The organism is Micromonospora sp. NPDC048935 (assembly GCF_043197875.1).
Classification (GTDB): Bacteria; Actinomycetota; Actinomycetes; order Mycobacteriales; family Micromonosporaceae; genus Micromonospora.
In genome coordinates this window covers 371,845-389,024 of the sequence record NZ_JBICTZ010000002.1, presented here as the reverse complement: position 1 = coordinate 389,024, position 17,180 = coordinate 371,845, and the positions used below count along the sequence as shown (strand labels likewise).

The 17,180-nt window shown below is 69.8% G+C and carries 17 protein-coding genes; 1 reads left to right on the top strand and 16 read right to left on the bottom strand.

Going from position 1 to position 17,180, the window contains the following annotated elements:
- Nucleotides 1–8: 8 nt before the first annotated feature.
- The 14 genes from ACGFIW_RS08145 to ACGFIW_RS08080 all read right to left on the bottom strand — a co-directional run bounded on the left by ACGFIW_RS08145 (nucleotide 9) and on the right by ACGFIW_RS08080 (nucleotide 13,996).
- Nucleotides 9–1,445 carry a hypothetical protein gene (locus ACGFIW_RS08145; RefSeq protein WP_393311899.1) on the bottom strand — a complete coding sequence of 479 codons (1,437 nt, stop codon included), beginning with the start codon at nucleotides 1,443–1,445 and terminating at the stop codon, nucleotides 9–11.
- 232 nt (nucleotides 1,446–1,677) lie between these two features.
- Nucleotides 1,678–2,949 (bottom strand): DUF4407 domain-containing protein, encoded by a 1,272-nt coding sequence (locus ACGFIW_RS08140; RefSeq protein ID WP_393311897.1) that lies wholly within the window; start codon nucleotides 2,947–2,949, stop codon nucleotides 1,678–1,680.
- Nucleotides 2,946–4,346 (bottom strand): hypothetical protein, encoded by a 1,401-nt coding sequence (locus tag ACGFIW_RS08135; RefSeq protein ID WP_393311895.1) that lies wholly within the window; start codon nucleotides 4,344–4,346, stop codon nucleotides 2,946–2,948. Before ACGFIW_RS08135 ends, ACGFIW_RS08140 begins: the two co-directional genes overlap by 4 nt.
- A gap of 33 nt (nucleotides 4,347–4,379) precedes the next feature.
- Nucleotides 4,380–4,961, bottom strand: a complete 582-nt coding sequence (locus tag ACGFIW_RS08130; protein WP_393311893.1) for a hypothetical protein — start codon at nucleotides 4,959–4,961, stop codon at nucleotides 4,380–4,382.
- A complete protein-coding gene (locus ACGFIW_RS08125; protein WP_393311891.1) occupies nucleotides 4,958–5,659 on the bottom strand; it encodes a protein DA1 in 702 nt (233 codons plus the stop codon). The genes ACGFIW_RS08130 and ACGFIW_RS08125 overlap by 4 nt, the downstream gene beginning before the upstream one ends.
- Entirely contained in the window at nucleotides 5,637–6,641 is a 1,005-nt protein-coding gene (locus ACGFIW_RS08120) for a hypothetical protein (RefSeq protein ID WP_393311889.1), read from the bottom strand. The genes ACGFIW_RS08125 and ACGFIW_RS08120 overlap by 23 nt, the downstream gene beginning before the upstream one ends.
- Entirely contained in the window at nucleotides 6,638–7,693 is a 1,056-nt protein-coding gene (locus ACGFIW_RS08115; protein WP_393311887.1) for a protein phosphatase 2C domain-containing protein, read from the bottom strand. Before ACGFIW_RS08115 ends, ACGFIW_RS08120 begins: the two co-directional genes overlap by 4 nt.
- 233 nt (nucleotides 7,694–7,926) lie before the next feature.
- Nucleotides 7,927–8,634, bottom strand: a complete 708-nt coding sequence (locus ACGFIW_RS08110; RefSeq protein WP_393311885.1) for a VWA domain-containing protein — start codon at nucleotides 8,632–8,634, stop codon at nucleotides 7,927–7,929.
- A gap of 25 nt (nucleotides 8,635–8,659) precedes the next feature.
- Nucleotides 8,660–9,829 (bottom strand): hypothetical protein, encoded by a 1,170-nt coding sequence (locus ACGFIW_RS08105; protein ID WP_393311883.1) that lies wholly within the window; start codon nucleotides 9,827–9,829, stop codon nucleotides 8,660–8,662.
- Nucleotides 9,826–10,134, bottom strand: coding sequence for a hypothetical protein (locus tag ACGFIW_RS08100; RefSeq protein ID WP_393311881.1), 309 nt, complete (start codon nucleotides 10,132–10,134; stop codon nucleotides 9,826–9,828). Before ACGFIW_RS08100 ends, ACGFIW_RS08105 begins: the two co-directional genes overlap by 4 nt.
- Nucleotides 10,135–10,159: 25 nt before the next feature.
- On the bottom strand, nucleotides 10,160–11,665 hold the full coding sequence (locus ACGFIW_RS08095; RefSeq protein ID WP_393311879.1) for a hypothetical protein: 1,506 nt from the start codon (nucleotides 11,663–11,665) through the stop codon (nucleotides 10,160–10,162).
- A complete protein-coding gene (locus tag ACGFIW_RS08090) occupies nucleotides 11,655–12,413 on the bottom strand; it encodes a hypothetical protein (RefSeq protein ID WP_393311877.1) in 759 nt (252 codons plus the stop codon). The genes ACGFIW_RS08095 and ACGFIW_RS08090 overlap by 11 nt, the downstream gene beginning before the upstream one ends.
- A gap of 96 nt (nucleotides 12,414–12,509) precedes the next feature.
- Nucleotides 12,510–13,247: a Crp/Fnr family transcriptional regulator gene (locus tag ACGFIW_RS08085; RefSeq protein ID WP_393311875.1), complete on the bottom strand. Its 738-nt coding sequence runs from the start codon at nucleotides 13,245–13,247 to the stop codon at nucleotides 12,510–12,512.
- 53 nt (nucleotides 13,248–13,300) lie between these two features.
- Nucleotides 13,301–13,996, bottom strand: a complete 696-nt coding sequence (locus ACGFIW_RS08080) for a Crp/Fnr family transcriptional regulator (protein ID WP_393311873.1) — start codon at nucleotides 13,994–13,996, stop codon at nucleotides 13,301–13,303.
- 202 nt (nucleotides 13,997–14,198) lie between these two features.
- Between ACGFIW_RS08080 and ACGFIW_RS08075 the strand changes: the two genes are divergently transcribed.
- Nucleotides 14,199–14,765 (top strand): Pycsar system effector family protein, encoded by a 567-nt coding sequence (locus tag ACGFIW_RS08075; RefSeq protein ID WP_393311871.1) that lies wholly within the window; start codon nucleotides 14,199–14,201, stop codon nucleotides 14,763–14,765.
- A 442-nt stretch (nucleotides 14,766–15,207) separates the two neighbouring features.
- Here ACGFIW_RS08075 and ACGFIW_RS08070 read toward each other — a convergent pair whose 3' ends face one another.
- Both ACGFIW_RS08070 and ACGFIW_RS08065 read right to left on the bottom strand, forming a co-directional pair.
- Complete coding sequence (locus ACGFIW_RS08070) at nucleotides 15,208–15,681, bottom strand: hypothetical protein (RefSeq protein WP_393311869.1); 474 nt, start codon at nucleotides 15,679–15,681, stop codon at nucleotides 15,208–15,210.
- Between the two features lie 192 nt (nucleotides 15,682–15,873).
- A complete protein-coding gene (locus ACGFIW_RS08065; RefSeq protein WP_393311867.1) occupies nucleotides 15,874–16,854 on the bottom strand; it encodes a helix-turn-helix domain-containing protein in 981 nt (326 codons plus the stop codon).
- Nucleotides 16,855–17,180 lie beyond the last annotated feature (326 nt).

Below are 17,180 nucleotides of genomic sequence, written 5' to 3'. Positions count from 1 at the left end.
GGTTGGGATCAGGTGGTGGGGCGGCACAGCGAGTTCTCGTTGGCGCTGCAGTCGGTCAGTTGCAGGGTGTCCACGTTCATGGTCAGGGTCGCCGGTTGCGAACCACCGGACGGTGCCACCACGGAGATCTGCACGGTGGCCGCGTTCGACGGTGCGACCGCCTCGTGGGACCACTCAAGCCAGTTCGACGTCAGGCCGAACGAGCTACTCGTCGACGTGGACAGCAGCGTGCCGCCGGAGTTGTACCACCGCATGCGCAGCGCGGCGGTGCCGGAGTTGGCGCGCAGCCGGACGTAGAACTTGTAGTTGTGCCCAACCGTCACCGACGGCTTACGGCTCACCAGCACCGACTTCTCCGCCGACTGCGGTGAGCTGACGAACTGCAGCGAGCGACGGTTGTCGAAGTACCGGGCGGAGAGGCCGGTGAACGAACCCTGCGGTGTCACCGAGATGGCGGCCCCGGAGCCGGCGGTGCTGAACCCGGTGGGGTTCGAGGTGCCGGGCGCCTGTGCCTCGATGGTCCGCTCCTGCGCGGTCAGCAGGTCGTTGTTGGCACCGACGTCGCAGCAGACCGGCGAGGTGAGCAGCGGATGCACCGCCGTGTTCCTCGTCGTCGTCGACGGGTAGTTGTCCACATAGAAGGACGCGCTGGTCTCGCTCGGGTCGTAGTTCTGGCGGTAGCCCATGTCGTAGGCCCACCAGTCGCTCCAGCACATGGTGATGTCGGGGCAGTACTGCTCGAACTGCCAGTTACCGTTGGAGTCCTGCCAGACGTTCTCGGACATGTAGGCGTGGCCGGCGCCGAGCAGGTGCGTCACCTCGTGCCCGACGACGCCGCTGTCCCACACCTCGACGATGGAGACGCAGCCTCCACCGCCACTTGTCGGACACCAGTATGCCGAGGCGGATGGCGCGGCGAACTCCGTCAGGAGCACGTACCAGCGGTTGCTGTCGTCGTACCCCTTGGCCGTGAGCTCGTTCGCGATCGACCAGTAGTCGGTGTTCGGAGTGTCGATCTTCTCCGGCGTCACGATCGCCTGCGCGTACTGGTTGTACGTGCTGGTGGTCGTCGATCGGCAGCTGAACTTGAAGTGCTGGTCGTAGTTGCTGGCCTGGTCGAGCAGCCAGTCGACGCGGTCCATGACGCGGGCGGCGTGCTCGACGTTCGTCGAGTACTGGTTGCCGGTGGAGTCGTTCCACGCGTAGATCACCTGCAGTGCCGCGGGGCTGTCGACCGGCGGATTCTTCGGGTCGGTGGCGGTCGTGTCGCAGCCAGCCCTGGGCAGGTTGGCGTTGCTCGGTTGCGCGTAGGGCAGGGTCGGCTCGCTGCCGAGGTTGGCGGCATAGACCGGCTGCCCGGACGACACCACCACCAACACGCTCACGAGCAGGGCGGCCAGCCCCAGACGATGACCGCGCCGAATACGGCGCCCGTTGCCAAGCATGCACATACTCCCTTGCGTAGGTCTTTGCACTGTGGCGCGTCGCCGGGTATGGAGGCGCCAGATGCAGCAGACCCGATCAACCATATTGATCGCTATGTGTTCAAGCCAACACTCTTCGTTACGACCGACGGTGGCATTCCGTGGTCGAATGGGACCTCGGTGTGCCACCCACGCGACGTCCTACGCATGCGTCGCGGGTGGCGAGGTCGCCGCCGACGGTCGGCCGAGCCCGTCATCCGACGACATAGCGGCTGGGTTCCCGGTCGATCAGGTCTCGCTGCTCCTGCAACCACCGATCGAGCAACAGCCCGTGCAGCTCTATGTGGGCGCGGAACTCCCGATCCGCCTTCTCCGTCGCGGCCCTGGTGCCGGCGAGGAGGCGAGCGCCTTCCTCCTCCTCCTGGATCAGGCTCTGGGTACGGGAGCGTTGGACCTCACGCGCCTCCCGTAGCTCGCGGATCCGCTCGTACGCCGTCACCGGGCCGAGGAACACCAGCAGCTTCGCCAGCACGGGCAACATCTCCAGTGCGGTGACCAGCAGCATCAGCGCCAGGTAGGCGAGGCCCAGCGTCGTGTCGCGCTCGCGCAGATCGTCCAGGGCGTCGATGCGGGCCAGCAGACCATCGTCGCTGCTGAGCCGCGCGGAGTAGGCCGCCTCCTCGGACCGCCGCTGCCCCTCCAGCCGGTCCAGTTCCTCGCGTGCGGTCTTCAGTTCGGCGGCAGCGCTGACCCGGGCCTTCGCCCGGTCGCCGTCGAGCGTCCGCTGCGCGTCGAGCCGTGCGGTGGCGAGTGCGCTCCGCGCCTGCTCACGCTCGGTCGCCAACCGGTTCCGGCGGTCGAGCTTCTCCTGGTACGCGGGTCCCGCGCCGGGCCTTCCACTGCCGCATCTGCCCTCCTTCTCGCACACCACCGCCTTGTCGGCAGCCTCGTAGTCGGCGTTGACCCGCTGGTACTCGGCGTTGAGCCGCTTGATCGTCGGGTCGTCGTCGACGCTGCCGCCGCCGACCCTGTCCACGGTGGATTGCAGTGCGGCGACCCGCACCGTCAGCTCGGGAATCGCGGTGAATCGGGGGTCCTCGGCGATGTCCCGTGCGAAGGACTCGCGGGCGGCCCGGTGATTGAACTCCAGTTGGGTGTTGATCTCGTCCTGAAATACCCGGAGAACCAGCGGAGTCGAGATCACCGTACCGATCAGCAGTGCCAGGGCAAGCCGGGGCAGGGCGGCGACCAGGTTGGCGCGGGCGGTGGAGCGGCGGGTCACTCCGGCGATGAGCATCCGGTCGATGGACATGACGGCCAGCCCCCAGAGCAGGCCGCCCACCGCCGCCCAGCCCATCGGTAGCCCCACCGCCGTGGTCAGGGCGAATGCCCCGGAGGCGGCGCCGAGAACCGCGGTGACGAGCACCGCCGCGCCGGTCGTCTGGTAGCGGTGCCGCTCGCTCGGGCAACTGTCGAGGATGTCGGCGTCGGCGGCGGCGAGCCAGACGAAGAAGCGGTTGGTCACGAGCCCTCCCAGGGGTCGGGAACGAACGGGGTGGTCAGCGATGGCGGCATCGGGCACCCCAGTGCCCGACCGATCCGGAAGCGCGGCACGTCTGGCGGGGTCCCGGGGCGGGAGGTGGGGCGCGCCGGTCGTAGGTCTGGCCGGGCCACTGCGGCTAGCGGAGCAGCGACCTGACGGACGGGCGGCAGCGGGACGGCAGCCCGCCACGGGGGTACGGCCAGCACGGTGACCGCGGTGGACGTCGCCGTCACCGAGCCCAGCGATCCGGTGACCCACAGCCGTGCCGGACCGCTGCGTGTCGGGACGAGTTGGATCGATCCGGTGGTGTCGCCCGTCACCACGCCGTGGCCCTGCGCGGCGACGAGCACGCGCTCCGCGTACCGGGTCCGCCAGGTCAACGTGACGGGCTCGCCCGCCACGACGGACGAGCGGTCCACCTCGAACAGGTCGATCTCGGGCGGCCCGCCCCAGCGTCCCAACTCGGCGGCCCAATGCGCTGCCGTTGGACGGGCCTGCCGGTCGGCCCAGCCCGCGCCGAGCACCTGACGGAACAGGTCGGCCACGACGGGCGGGAGAGCGGCGAACTCGCTCCGCCACCAGTCCCGGTAGGCGCGGTACGCCGGGTCGGGTGGCGGGCCGAGTGGCCTCGACCGGGCCGCCCGGAGCGTCGTCGGGGCGAGGTCGGGCAGGTGGCAGTACGGGTGTGTGCCGAAGAGCACGTGGTAGAGCACGACAGCGAGTGCCCAACTGTCGGTGGACGAGTCGGCCATCTCCGGATGCACCCCGCAGCCGTCGTACGACTCCGGTGCGAGGTGACCGTCGAGCACGGGCACCCGGGTCGTCCCCGACTGACCGACCGATCCCTCGCCGACGCCGATCAGTACCGCCGTCGACCTCTCCTGGTCGACCAGCACCGTTGTCGTGCTGATCCCGCCGTGCACCAGCGGGACCGCGCCGAGCGCGGCGACGGCCGCAGCGACGTCGGCGGCCAGTCGCAGCCGTTCCCAGATCGGTCGGGCGAGATACCTCGACGGCTCCGTGCCGAGGAGGTCGTGCAGCGAGCACGGGTGGTCGATGTACGGGTCGACGCCGAGCAGGGCGATCCGTACCCGCCCCGTGGCGTCCCGCACCGCCCCCTGCCAGGCTGGCACGGCACCGAACGCGCCGGGGTGCGGGTCGGGCATCTGGTCCAGCCGGGCGTGCAGCTCGGTCAACCCATGTCGGCCCTGGCGCACCCAGGTCAGCCGGGCGGCCCGGGTGGGCTCCCCGGATAGCTCGAACACCCGGGCGGCCCCGGCGTCCCCGTCCGTGGGGTCGTACCCGAGCACGTCCCCGGGGGTGGGCAGCCGGTGCAGGCCCGCCGGCACCAGCCGGGCCGACCCCGAGATCGTCCGCACGACTTCGACCCGCGTCGTCCTATCCGTCACGAGTCACCCCAGCACCAGGCGGGGACGTCGCCGCGCTGCGGTCCGGCTGCGGGCCGCCGTCCAAACGGTAACCAGATCCGGACCGGTGATCCGGGTGTGATCGAGACCGTCGGGGACGGGGCCCGGCTCGCCGTACCCGGCGATGGCCAACTGGACCCGGTAGTCGCTGGCGACCTCGGTGTGCCCGTGACCGCGGCAGTCGCCGTGCGGTCCCAACACCGCCAGCAGGTCCACCGCCGCGGGCAGGCCGTCATCCCGTTGGTCCAGGAACGACCGGGCCATCTGGTACGCGGCGGCGAGGCCGGCGTCCAGGGCAGCCGGGGATGCGGCCGGGCCGGTGAACAGCCGCTGGGCGGTGTTGGCAAGGGCGCGCCCCGAGACCCGGGCCTGCCACGGGTACAGCCCACGCACCGCCGTGTCCAGCAGCACGCACGCGAAGTCGTGGTTGGGGGCGGCAGGGGAACGCCGGGCGGCGGCGACCACCCCGTCGACGCCCGCGGCGAGCCACGGCTGATGTACCACCGAGCCGTCGACGAGGAAGACCACGAGTTCGTGCCCCGAGCGGGGCGGGGGCGGCAAGATCATGGTAGGACCCCGTAGCGTCCGACGTAGCGAAGCAGCTCGCCCACGCGACGTCCGGTGAGCGCGTCGCGCGCCGCGCGGAAACCGGCACCGTAGACGGGATCCGGCGATGTCGCGATGGCCTGTCGCACCAGCCCGGCCCGCGGATCCGACTGCCGGCGCAACCACTCGTCCGCGGCGAGTTGGCAGAGCCCTTCCTCGACGGGCGGAGCGAGCGGCGGGAACCGGTGCTGATGGATCCAGACGTGCAGGCTCTCGTGCGCGACCGTCGACCCGAAGGACATCCGGGGCAGCCCGGCGCGGACGGTGATCCCGGTGGCGGTGTCGTCGAGCAGGTGGGTGACGCCGAGTGTCACCGGTCCGTCCCGTCCCGTGCCGGCACCGCCACCCTTGACCTCCGCACCCAGCCGTACCCGTACCGGGTTGCCGAGCCGGACTCCCATCCGGTGTAGTTCGGCTCGGACCTGCGGCAGATAGCGGCGAAGCTCGGCGGTCGAGTCGATGGCGGTAGCCCCACAGCCGGCGCAGTAGTGCCCGGTGCGCGCAGCGGAGATCGGTGCCGCGCAGAGCCGGCATGCCGGGGCGTCCTCGTGAGCCAGGCAGAAGCGCTCGCCCAGCGGGGTCTCCTGCCAACGGTTGCCCAGGCCCAGCCCGCACAGTCCGCACCGATGCGGTTGGTCACCGCGCCGGGATCCAGACACCGTCGGCGTCCCGTCGCCAACCATCCGTCGTCACCACCTTCCGAGCCGGTGCGGGCACGACTGCCGGGGCCGGCGGTATCAGCGGAGCCCCGAGCCGCTCCCGCAGATGGAACAGCCACTCGCGCGCCTTGGGACGGTCCTTCGGGGGCCCATCCAGCGCGGCGCGCAGCAGTTGGGTGCCGGCCGGGCCGAGTGCCGGTGCGGCCACCGACCAGTCCCGGTTGACCGATGACCCGAATCCGGGGGTGAGGCAGCGCAGGATGAACAGGGCCAGCTTGTAACGGTCCGTCACCTGGCTCTGGGGAGTCGGGCCGTCCGCCCGTTCCGGCGGCTCCCAGTCCGGAGTGTCCAACTGCCGATTCACGGCCGCGCTGCCACGCACCCTGGCCGCGTCGCAGTCGACGAGCAACACGGAGGGCCTGGGCCGCAGCCCGTAGAGCACGTTCCGGGCGGAGAGGTCGCCGTAGACCAGGTCGGCGCCGTGCATCAGCGACATCGCGTACGCCATCCGGGCGCAGACGGCCATCCGGGACCGGATGTCGCCGTCGGCCGGCACGTCGATCTCTCTCCGGCGCGCGGTGGCCGCGTCGAAGATCAGGTGCTGTACCTCCCGTGGGACGCGCTCCCGGCTCCCGGAGGGTAGGGCGATCTCCTGCATGAAGTCGTCCGGGATCAGCCGCATCAGGACGCCGGCCGGTGTTCCGCCGTCGACCACCACCCGCAGCGGCCAGACTGTCAACTCGTCGAAGACGGCCCGTCGCTGCGGTTCCATCCGGTGCCGGACCGCCACGAGGTTCTGTAGGCCACTCAGCGACACCGCTGTCGAGTGGAGCTTGTACTCCTTGAACACCAGGGGGCCCGGCACCCCTGCGAGCTGCATGCCCGGCAGCAGGTGGATGGTGCCGTTTGCGCCCGCGTTCAACCGTTGCCGTGTGCCCAGGTCGGTGACCGAGACGGTGGTGGGCTCGGGTGTGCCGCTCACGGCAGGGATCCCTCCGGGTCCCAGACCCCCACCACCGTCCGATCGTCGTCGAAACTCTTCCGGCCGAAGCCCACCTGGAGCGCGAAGTCCAACGCCGACGCCGGAGGCCCGGACCACGCCTGGGCCAGGGCCGCCGCGACCTGGCCCGTTCCGTCGCCGAGGGGGTCCCCGACCCCGTCGCTCATCGCCAGCAGCACGGCCTGGACGGGGACCAGTTCCTCGCGTACGGAGAGCATCGCCGGATCCTCGGGCAGTTGCGGCAGGGCGACGACCGCCGAGGAGCTGACCTCGCTACCGGCCCCCTTCACCGCGGTGAGGCAGGACCACGTCCGGTCGGGCTCGATGATCCAGGCGGGCGAGTCGCCCAGCCAGGCGACCTGGACCCGTCGCTGGCCGTCCTCCGCCCCGGTGGGGCAGAGCACGATGGTCGCCGTGGTCGCCATCGCCGCCGCCACCTCGTTCTGGGGTAGCTTCAGCTTCTGCGCACCGGTGCCGAGGATCAGCCGGGACAGCTCCTCGAAGAGCTCGTACCACTCGGTCCGGCTGGGCGCCTCATCCCGTCCGTCCATCATCCGCCCCACTCGCCGGGTGGCGTGGCGGGCCACCAGCTGCGCGGCGCGGTGGGAATGGCGGCCGGCCGACACTCCGTCCGCGACCGTCACGACCAGCCATCGACCATCCTTGGACACCCCCACCCCGTACGCGTCCTGCCGGGGTGTGCCGGCCTGTCGGTGCGACAGACCGCGAACGCTCGCCGCGTACACGGAGAACGGCCCGACCTGACCGCCGTCCAGGATGGTGTCCGGTGCGTCGAGCGCGTCCCCAAGCAGTGGTTGGACCTCGGTGAAGGAGCGCCCCGGGTCACCGATTCGCCAGAACCGCACGGGTGGCGGCGCGTCCACCCGCTCGGGGACCGCCGGCCTCGCGGGTTCCTGGGCGCTCTTCGTGGGCTCGATCTGGGCCTCGGCGTCCGACCGCCGAGCACCCCGGATCCGACCGGCGCCCGCGACTGCCTCCCCGGGCCAGGGCGTGCTGCGGTGCTGCCCGTTCATCCGTCGTTCCCCGGGGTGGGGAGCGGCTCCGGACGCGCGCTCTGCTCCCTCCCGCCGACCCAGATCGGGGGCCGGGTCGACGTCCTGGTCCGCGGCCGGCCCTCGGGTCGGATGCGGGCGCTCGGGATGATCAGACCACCGGATCTGCTGGCCTCTGGCGGTCCTTGCGGTGGTGCCACCCTCCGGCACGGGGACGGCCTCGGCCGGTTCTGCGGCGTTCGGCTGCTCCATGGTCAGTCGAGCCAGTCGTCTTCGACGTCCAGGTCGGCCGGCACGTCACCGGGACCTGGCAGGATGAGACCGGAACCGCCAGCGGCGATGCTCTGGCCGGAGGCCAGCACCGAGGAGATCAGCACCTCGGTCATCGCCCGGATCGCCCCAGCGGCGTCGGCGCCGGTTCGCATCATGTAGAGCTTGCTCTTCTGCTGCGGATAGACGAGTTTCCGTAGGACGTCCCGGTCGGCGGTGTCCACCCCGCAGGGGACGAGCACCGGATACCAGCGGAATCCCGTCCCTGTCTCCCGGTTGTACTCGGTGAGGGCCGAGAAGGCGTCCTGCCAGTCGTCGAGCGGTTCGCCGTCGCTGATGAAGAAGACGGCCGGGCGGTGCACCCGGTAGCCGTCGCCGCGCAACTGGGTCACATCCCTGAAGATCTGTTCACGCAGGGTACGGAAGGCTTCGGCGTAGCTGGTACCGCCGCGCAGCTCCAGGCTGGGCAGTGTGCCCTGCTGGGACAGGTCGCAGAGCGGCACGAGAACCTGCGCCTCGTCGGCAAAGTCGATGAGGCTGAACCTGACCTTGTCGTTGAGGATCGGGTTCTTGGCGAGTGTGTTCGCGACAGCCGGCAGAATCTCACGTGCCGCGTCGAGCTTGTCTCCCTTCATCGACCAGGACACGTCGACGACGAGGTAGAAGGGGAGCAGGATTCCCTGGTCAGGCATTGATTGTCTCCGTTCTCGTTCGCGGTCAGGTGCGAGGGCCGGTGCCGGGCTCCGGGCCGGTGCTGTGGGGGCTCTTGCCGGCGAGTGCGGTGAGGAGTTGGGCGAGCAGGGCAGAGATGACGGGCTGCGACTCGGGGGAGGGCGCGTCGGTGGACTGGAGGCGCACGTCGCCGTCCATGAGCTTCCGGAACAGCTGTTCCATCAGGTCCGAGCGTTTCTCGGGATCGGTTTCGCCGACCGCGAGGATGAGCTTGGCGAGGTAGTGCTGGTCCACGCCGAGCTGTCGTTCATGGGCCCGGTGCCCGGCCGACTCGCGCAGGCAGAGCGCCATCAGGTAGGTGGCGGTCGTGGTGATGCCGAGCGAGGCGACAAGCGTGGGCCAGTGCGGAGCGTTCCGGTGGGCGATCGCGCCGAGGACCAGGACGACCAGTCCAAGAAGGCCGAAACCGATCGCCACATGGCGCCACCGGTCGGCCTGCCGGCGCTCTCGGTCCCGGGTGCCGTCGTCCGTCCACAGGTTCGCCCGGTGTACCTGCAGGTCGGCGCTGAGCCGCCGGGCCTCCTCGCGGAGGTTGCCGACGCGCTTGAGTTCCTGGTCGTAGGCCGCGCGTTCCTGGTGCAGCAGCTCTGCGACCCGCTCGTCGAGGGTGTCCTGGAGTACGGCAGTCCGCAACTCGTGCTCGGCGCTCAGCTGCATCAACCGCTCGTCGGTGCCGCGGCTTCGGCGGAGCGCCTCCTCCAGTCGTTCGACCTGCGAGTCGATCCGGTCGGCCGTCTGACCGAGCGCACGCTGCTGTGTCTCGACGAGCAGCCGGAATCGGCGAGTGCGGGGATCGCCGTCGGGGTCCGCGAGCCGCAGCAACTCCTCAAGGCTTCGCCCGCTGTCCCGGATGTCCTGGTTGAGCGCCGCGACGAGCCTCAGTTGCTGCTGCCGCCCGGCGCCGCCGATCCGGATCCAACAGAGTTCCACCCGGTCGAGGAGAACACCGATCCGGTTGGCCGCGGCGGGGGTGCCAGCGACGTCCGGAGGCATCTCCTGTAGCCGGTCGAGCAGCAGCCGGAGTAGGCCGATGCCGTCGGAGAAGGCCATCTGGTGCGAGAGCGACAGGTCATCGGTCAGCTCCGCCAGTTGGTGGCGGGCGTCCGCCACCCGCTTGCCGAACGATGCGGGTGTGGCGGCGGTGGGCGTGGTCATGCCGGCCCCGGTCGGCGTAGTCCCGCAGCCGCGGCCAACACCGCAGGCGCCTGCTGTGCGTTGCTCATCACGAGGCCCAGCAGGGGTTGGAGTTCGGCCGAATCCGGGTCGTCGGCGAGCAGGACGCGTAGCTGTCGAAGAGCCCTGTCGACACGTTCGGGATTGGTCAGCGCGTCGCGTTCCGCCCGGACCGCCGCGGCCAGCCGGTCCAACGGGTCACCTGGGCCGGAGTCGTTGGTGGCCTGCGCGTTGTCGCCGATGGCCAGGGCATTCGCGTTCGCCTGCCCGACGTTGTAGGTGCTCATCTCGTCTCCTGGTCGGTTGGAGGGGTCACGGGGTGCCCGCCCACGGCGGATCGGCCGGTACGGATCCGGTGGGGGGTGCGCCAGGGGTGCCCGGTGCGGCGGGCTGTGTCTGGCCGGTGGGGCCGACGACCGCGTTGGTGCCGATGGCCATGGCGTTGGCCAGGGCGGTGCCGATGTTGTAGTTGGTGTTCACGATGTTCGACTTCTGCTGGGTGAACTGGGTGGTGTCCACTCCGTGCTGGTCCAGGAACTGCTCGACACCGCTGAGCATCCGTCGGCGCAGGGCGTTGAGGATCGACTCCTCGTCCGAGAGCGCGAAGAGGTAGATCCGGTTCCGGTCGGCGACCAGGGCGCGGATGCTCGTGTCCGCGCCGCGGTCGAGGATCTGGGCGCGGAGAATCCGCCTTCGATCGACAGCCAGCGCACGGGACCTGGCCAGGTGCAGCATCCCGATTCGCAGCAGGTCGAGCGGGCTGCGGCCGAGCTGGCGCCAGGCCGAGCGGAAGGTGTCCCGCGCGGCGTGCCAGAGAATCTCGCGGGTGTTGCGGGCCAACCGGTCCAGCGCGCACATCTCGGCCCGGACCGGCAGCAGCACGAAGGCGTGCCCCTCGACGAAGAGATCCCCGGCGACCAGCCCGGCCCGGACGAAGAGACTGACCACCAACTCGCCGTTCCAGGACAGCTTCTCCATGCACAGATAGGTGCGGGCATCGGGTCGCGGCCGGGCGATGCCCAGCCGGAGCGCCTGCGGACTGACCCGGGCCGCGGGCCGGTCCATCGGATCGGGGAGCAGGGTCGGAACCGCCGCCATCCCGGTGCCACCGACGAAGAGCCGGTTGTGCACGCGCAGGTCGGGGATGCCGGCCGCGCGTACCGTCCGGGTCAGCTCCCGATGCAGGTCGATGGGGTCGAAGGGCAGGACCTGCCGAGGGTTGCCGGCCGGGTCCAGAGCTGGCTTCGTGGCATCCACGTCGATGGACCAGCTGCCCAACGGAAGACCGCAGCTGCCGAACGGGAAACCACCCCGGAACACCACCACGTTGCCGGTCATCACCTCACCGAGCCGTCGCTCCAGTCGAGGGTCGACCGGGCGGACGAGGTCGCGCAGGTCGGCGCCGGCGGAATTGATCCGCTGCGCGTACCGGTGCGCGTCGAGCATGGTGGCCAGGATGACCGCGTACGGCAGGACCAGACCGGTCATGACGGCGGCCACCGCGAAGCCGCCGACCGCGTCGCCGTAGGGCAGGCTGCTGGAGACGAGGAGTAGCAGCACCGCCACGACCAGGCAGGCGAGGTCGGCTGACAGGAGTACGCGCATCCACATCGCCCGCCGGTACGCGGCGGTGGCGTGCCGGATCAGCGCGATGAGATCGACCCCGAAGGCCTGTCCCGTGGACCGCAGGCTGGGCGCGGCCAGTTCGGTGACCACGTAGCGGGCGAATGACGGTGACAGGTGGGCGTGCGAGCAGAGGTATCGGTCCACCGCGATCGCCGTCCCGCCCGGAGGCAGGGAGGTCGGGTCACTCGTCATGGTCGGTAGCCCTCGCTCCGGCGTCGGCCCAACTCCGGCCACCGCTGTGGATCCACGCGCGTGCGGAATGAAGGACGACACCGGCCGGCTGGCCGTCCGTACCCGCCCGGCCCGGCCCGCCGTCCTCGGTGTGCCGTTCCCGAGGTGGGGCGCCGACCGGCGGTCCGGCGTCGTGTCGCCCCGCCAGGTACGCCCAGGCGTGGGTGCTGGTCTCCTTCACCACCACCGGAATCCGCTGGAAGTCTTCCGGGGCCGGCCCGTAGCCCTGCCGCACCACCGCCTCGAAAACCGCGTCCGAAACGACCACGACCAGGTCGGCGTCGGGTGCGGCGGCGATCAGCTCCCGCGCGGCCGGCGCGTCGAGCAGCCGGGCGCACTCGCTCAGCGTCACGCCGGACAATCCACCGCCGTCCTCACGGTTCAACAGCCCCATGTGGATCGCCAGCCGAAGCCGGAGGCGGGACCGATCGTTGGCGGACTGCCGGTGCACTCGCAGTTCGGTCGCAAGGTTGTGCAGGAACGGACTGACCATGGCCAGGGGGGAGACGCTCGATGGCGCGTGCAGCCGGAAGCCGTCACCGAGATCGGCCGGCGTGAGCCCGTCGAGGTCCAGGCCCTGCCGTCGCAGCGCCCGACCGAGCAGGTCCAGCAGGTCGGTGCGCATCTTGAGCTGGAGCTGGTCGTGCCGGGTGCTGGAACCGACGACGTCGGTGGCCACGACCGTGTGATGGAACGGTTGAAAATTCATGACGCCTCCCGCGATCGAGTGCCATTCACTCTTAGTGGGGATTTGTTCGGCGCTCTGTGTACGGAGACACAGAACGCTCCCGGTCCGCCGGAACGGTCAGGCTTCGCTGGCGATCAGGTCGGTCCGCAGCACCACAATCCGGGAGCGGCCGGTGCGAACGGCTCCCGATTCGCGCAATCGGCGCAGCTCCCGTGCCGTGGCCTCTCGGGAGACCCCCGCCAGATCGGCCAGGTCCTGCTGAGCCAGGGGTACGACGGTGGCGCCGGGTGCCCCCCGAAACAGGTGCGCCAGGTGGAGCAGGGACCGTCGGACCCGCTCCGGTGCGTCGTAGGCGAGGTGGTCGAGCAGCCGGTCATCCGCCTCCGCGGTCTGGCAGCCGATGCTGTCCAGCAGTGGTGCCGCGAGCCAGGCGTGGTCGCGTACCACCGCGGACACCTGTGGCGTCGAGACCGTCACCAGCAGGGAGGGCAGCACCGCCACCACCGACCGCCGGACTGCGGCGGGATCGCCGAAGTGGCTGACGATGCTGCCAGCCGGCCGGACGGTGAGGGTCGCGGTGGTGCCGTTCTCAGCCAGGCCGACCTCCTTCACCGCACCCTCCAGGACGAGCGTGATCGCGTCGGTCCGTCGATCCGGGGACGGCAGCATGGCGCCGCCGGTCAGCGGGCGGCGGCGGCCCGCCGCGCTGAGGACCTGCCACACCCGGGGATGCCGGTCCCGGTCGGTCTGCGGCGCAAGAGAAGGCCGCGCGTCGGCCGACCGTGGGTCGGTCACCCGTCCGGTGGCGGGCCGGCGGTCGGTCAAGCGTCGGAGGCCGTAGCTGGTCGAGCCCATGGCAGCAGCGTGTACGAGCTGGTGAGGGCTGACGTGTTCGTCGATCACAGTCGCTATGTGTCCGATGGCACAGAGCGGCAGAGGGACTGCAACACCTCTGGTCGCACCACCACGATCCGCTGGCGGCTGGTGCGCAACACGTCCCGTTCACGGAGCGCGCGCAGCGTACGGGCTGCCACCTCCCGGGAGGTGGCAGCGGCGGTGGCCAGTTCCCGCTGGGACAGCGGCAGGTCGATGACCACACCGTCGGGAGTGTGGGTGCCGTGCCGGGCCGCCAGTTCGAGAACACGGGCTGCGATCCGTGCCGAACTGCTCGTGGAGACGTATTCCAACCGGTGGCGATCGGATTCTCGCAGGTTCCGGGAAATATGGCGAAGGAGCGCAAGAGCGATGGGAGGGTGTTGTGTCAAGAATCCGACAAACCGCTCGCCGTCAATGACGGTTGCTGTTATCGGCAACAGTACATGGGCGGCTGCCGAACGAGAGCCGCCATCAATTGCCGCCAATTCCCCGAGTATGTCGCCCGGCCCGCGGAGGGCCAGCAGTGCCTCTTCTCCGGTACGCGACGTGGAGGTGACCTTCACCCAGCCGTCCAGGATAAGCACCACGTGTCGGGACGGATCGCCCTGGTGGAAGAGGGTGCTCCGAGGTTGGTAGGACCGTCGGGCGCCGAGAGACTCAAGCGCTTGGCGGACCTCGGGCTCCAGCGCCGTCAGGAAGGAATTTGGGTGTGTCGCCTTCTTGTGCATGGCGCTCCCGCGTGTTCGATGACGTGAGGTGTTCCTACCCTAGGGCACCGCGAATCGCGCAATCGTCGTCCGTCGGGTCGGTCGCGTTGGCCGCCCGACTAATCGATGGGCGTTTCCGCTCAGGCCCAGTTAGCCTTTTGACACACTTCTTGGCACGACATCGGCGTCGCCGCTCGGTCTTTAGGCAGCGAAACTGGGCCGTATGGCGCGCAGAGGCGGGCGGATCCGAAGGTCCGATGGTGCGGCACGGGCGACGGCAGCCGCCGCGCCCAGCACCGACCCTGAAGAGGAACGGTTGGTCCGCACGGCGGATCGGCTCCTGAGCCAGGCACGCGAGGAGCTTCGCCGGGCAGACGGCAAGGCCCTACAGGGCCTTGCCGTGGCAGGGGCGATAGCTGTGCTCTGGTCCTCGTCCCTGGCCGATGGAACCTGGCGGCCCGAGGAACTCGACCGGCTGGGCCAGCTCAGTTGGTGGTTGGCCTGTGTCTCCTGGGCAGCGGCTTCGGCTGCCTTCGGCGTGGCCGCCTATCCGTGGCTCGGGCGGGCTCGCACCGACCGGGTCACCTACTTCGGCGATGTCAGCCGGTTGACCGGAGATTTGAGTCAGTTGTCCGCCGCGCTACGCGACAGCGCCGCCGCACCGCTCGAAGGGCTCCTGGCCGAACTCGCCTGGACTGGCCGGACGGCGATGCGGAAGTATCAGTTCGTCCGGGTCGGATTCGCCGCCATCGGGCTCGCCGTCGCCGGAATGCTGATCGCTCTGCTCTGACGGGCCCGAAGAGGTGCGGGGTTGGTTGAGGGTCCGGGTCGCAGCTACCCGAGTCTCCCCGGCCGGGCGAAACGGTCGGCGCTCGGGCGGGTTGGCCCTACCTGGTGGACGAGTGCCAGCGAGATCGATATCCGGCCGCCGTTTCGGCACGCTCGGCGTATGCGACTGCCCCGCCCGACTGCGCGCGCCTGTCACGCTCAGCGGGAACACGACCGAGCCCAGGCTGACCATGCTGCCGACGGAAGCCGTGCCACGCGCACTCCAGTGCACCGCGAACGCGGCGAACGGGTGCTCGTCGAGTCGTTCGACCGCATCGGCGTGGGAGACGGGTCGGTTGCCTCCGCGAACTCGTCGCTTCGACAGGTCACCACCATGCGCAACGGTCGGCGTTGCGCGACGGCCGGATGGGCCCTGCCCACCCGGCCGTCGCGACGTCAACCCGTCAACATGGATCGATGTAGTAGACGGGGTCCCAGTCAACGCGCACGGGATCGGGGCCCGGTGCGATGGTCCTCTCGGTCGACTTGTCCTGTCGTTTCAAGATTGCGCGCGGGCCCGGATTGCCGGTCTGGCTGTTGGCGACGGCACCGTCGCCGATGAAGTTGGACAACGAACGTTCCGCGCAGGCGTAGAGATAGTAGACAGTGTGCAGGCCGTTGCCCTCACCCGCGGCGAGGCACAGGAATCGGTCCGGGCAGTTGTTGATGAGGCGGTTCCGGTCGGCCAGGCGCTGATTCCCGTACCGGAGTTCCCTGTTGTCGGGAAACCATGGCTCCACCCATGGCACCCAGGCCATTGGCGTGACGACGGGCGTGCTCAGTCGTTCCTGGCCGGTCCTTCCCGTTGCCTGCGCCGCCGGAGCGGTCATCGAGGAGGCCGTGAGCAGAACGATGAATGCCGCGACGACGGTCAGCACCCGATTTCGCGGTCGGCCGGATTCTCGACGACGCTCGCCGAGCAAATCTCCTCGTGGTGCACGCATGCGTCTCCCCATTCTCCTTGGCCGGTGCGGGTGTTGGCGTAGCCGCCGCACGGCGTGGTTTTTGCTCCTTCCCAAAAGAATTCAGGACGTGTCTGAACTGGTCCATACGATTGTGTGCACACCTGTTCAGTCTGCGTGCACTGCCGCAGCCTGGCGGCGGAACTGGAGCGGGGAGAGTCCGTAGGCGCTGCGGAACGCCTGGCTGAAGTGCGTCGGGTTGCGAAAACCCCATCGACCCGCGATCGCCTGGATCGAGTGACCGGTCAGGCCGGGCTCGGCGAGATCGCGCCGGCACTGCTCCAGGCGGCGCTGGCGGACCCAGCCGGCGACGGTGTGCTCTTCCTCCTCAAAGAGTTTGTGCAGGTAGCGCACGGAGATATGGTGCGCCGCCGCGATCGACTCCGGGGTGAGGTCCGCGTCGCCCAAATGCTCCCGGACGTACGCGTGGATCTGGGCCACCAATGCCCGACGTCTGCTGTGCTGCGGCACCACGGCCTGCGTCTCCAGCGCGTCGGCGAGCGCCACGGTCAACACATCCAGCGTCAGTGTGGACAGCCGGGTCGTGTCGGCCGGGCTCAGTTCGCCCATCCTCCGCGCGAGCTGGAGGAGGAACTGCGAGGACAACGCGGCGACACCGCCTGCGGCCGGCAGGCGCACCGCGCCCAGTTTCCGCACGTCCCGGACTGGCAGCGGCAACAGCGTACGCGGGAAGCGCAACAGCAGTAGCTGGCTCACCGGGACGTGCGGGTGCAACTCAGCCACATAGGGCCGCGAGGTGTCGAACAACATCAGTTCCCCGACGCCGAAATCCGCGCGCTGACGATCCTGCACGATCATGCCGGCACCTCGCACCATGCAACCCAGTTTGAACACTTCGGGATCCGCCTGGCGAATGAGCTTCGGCGTGCGATGCACCGAGTGTGGCATGCTGGTGATCAGAATGGCCTGCACGACGCCGAACCCATTGACATCGACGCGACCCCGGAAGCCGCGCTCCAATTGTGGATCGCAGCGCAGGTCGTAGGGGACGAGGACCTTCGCGTTCACGTCGCGCCAGAAGTCGAACCGCTCTCCCGGCGGCAGATGATCGGTGCTGATCACATCCATGGCAATGCCAACCTGTTGTCCTCATGAGAGGCCCACCTGTGCGGCTTACGTTACTGCGCGCATCAGGCCAGCAGAAGGGACGAGCGGATTCACGACCGGCACGACCTGGCCCGACCCGCCGCCGCCCATCCGGTTGTGATGCCCCGCGTCGATCGAGCCCCGGAGCGTGTCGGTGGCACAACCGTTCACCGCGGCGCGGGTCGCTCCCTGCCAACGCGGGTCGACGCGCAGGTCGTTACACGGACCACTCGCGCCCCCGTAGCTCAGGGGATAGAGCACCGGGGGCACGACGCCAAAAGCAGGTGATCCGCCATGTCTGCTGCGGG

Coding starts and splice junctions, on each gene's coding strand:
- ACGFIW_RS08145 (WP_393311899.1), bottom strand. CDS start 1,445: ATGCTTGGCAACGGGCGCCGTATTCGGCGCGGTCATCGTCTGGGGCTG.
- ACGFIW_RS08130 (WP_393311893.1), bottom strand. CDS start 4,961: ATGATCTTGCCGCCCCCGCCCCGCTCGGGGCACGAACTCGTGGTCTTC.
- ACGFIW_RS08115 (WP_393311887.1), bottom strand. CDS start 7,693: ATGAACGGGCAGCACCGCAGCACGCCCTGGCCCGGGGAGGCAGTCGCG.
- ACGFIW_RS08110 (WP_393311885.1), bottom strand. CDS start 8,634: ATGCCTGACCAGGGAATCCTGCTCCCCTTCTACCTCGTCGTCGACGTG.
- ACGFIW_RS08105 (WP_393311883.1), bottom strand. CDS start 9,829: ATGACCACGCCCACCGCCGCCACACCCGCATCGTTCGGCAAGCGGGTG.
- ACGFIW_RS08100 (WP_393311881.1), bottom strand. CDS start 10,134: ATGAGCACCTACAACGTCGGGCAGGCGAACGCGAATGCCCTGGCCATC.
- ACGFIW_RS08095 (WP_393311879.1), bottom strand. CDS start 11,665: ATGACGAGTGACCCGACCTCCCTGCCTCCGGGCGGGACGGCGATCGCG.
- ACGFIW_RS08090 (WP_393311877.1), bottom strand. CDS start 12,413: ATGAATTTTCAACCGTTCCATCACACGGTCGTGGCCACCGACGTCGTC.
- ACGFIW_RS08085 (WP_393311875.1), bottom strand. CDS start 13,247: ATGGGCTCGACCAGCTACGGCCTCCGACGCTTGACCGACCGCCGGCCC.
- ACGFIW_RS08080 (WP_393311873.1), bottom strand. CDS start 13,996: ATGCACAAGAAGGCGACACACCCAAATTCCTTCCTGACGGCGCTGGAG.
- ACGFIW_RS08075 (WP_393311871.1), top strand. CDS start 14,199: ATGGCGCGCAGAGGCGGGCGGATCCGAAGGTCCGATGGTGCGGCACGG.
- ACGFIW_RS08065 (WP_393311867.1), bottom strand. CDS start 16,854: ATGGATGTGATCAGCACCGATCATCTGCCGCCGGGAGAGCGGTTCGAC.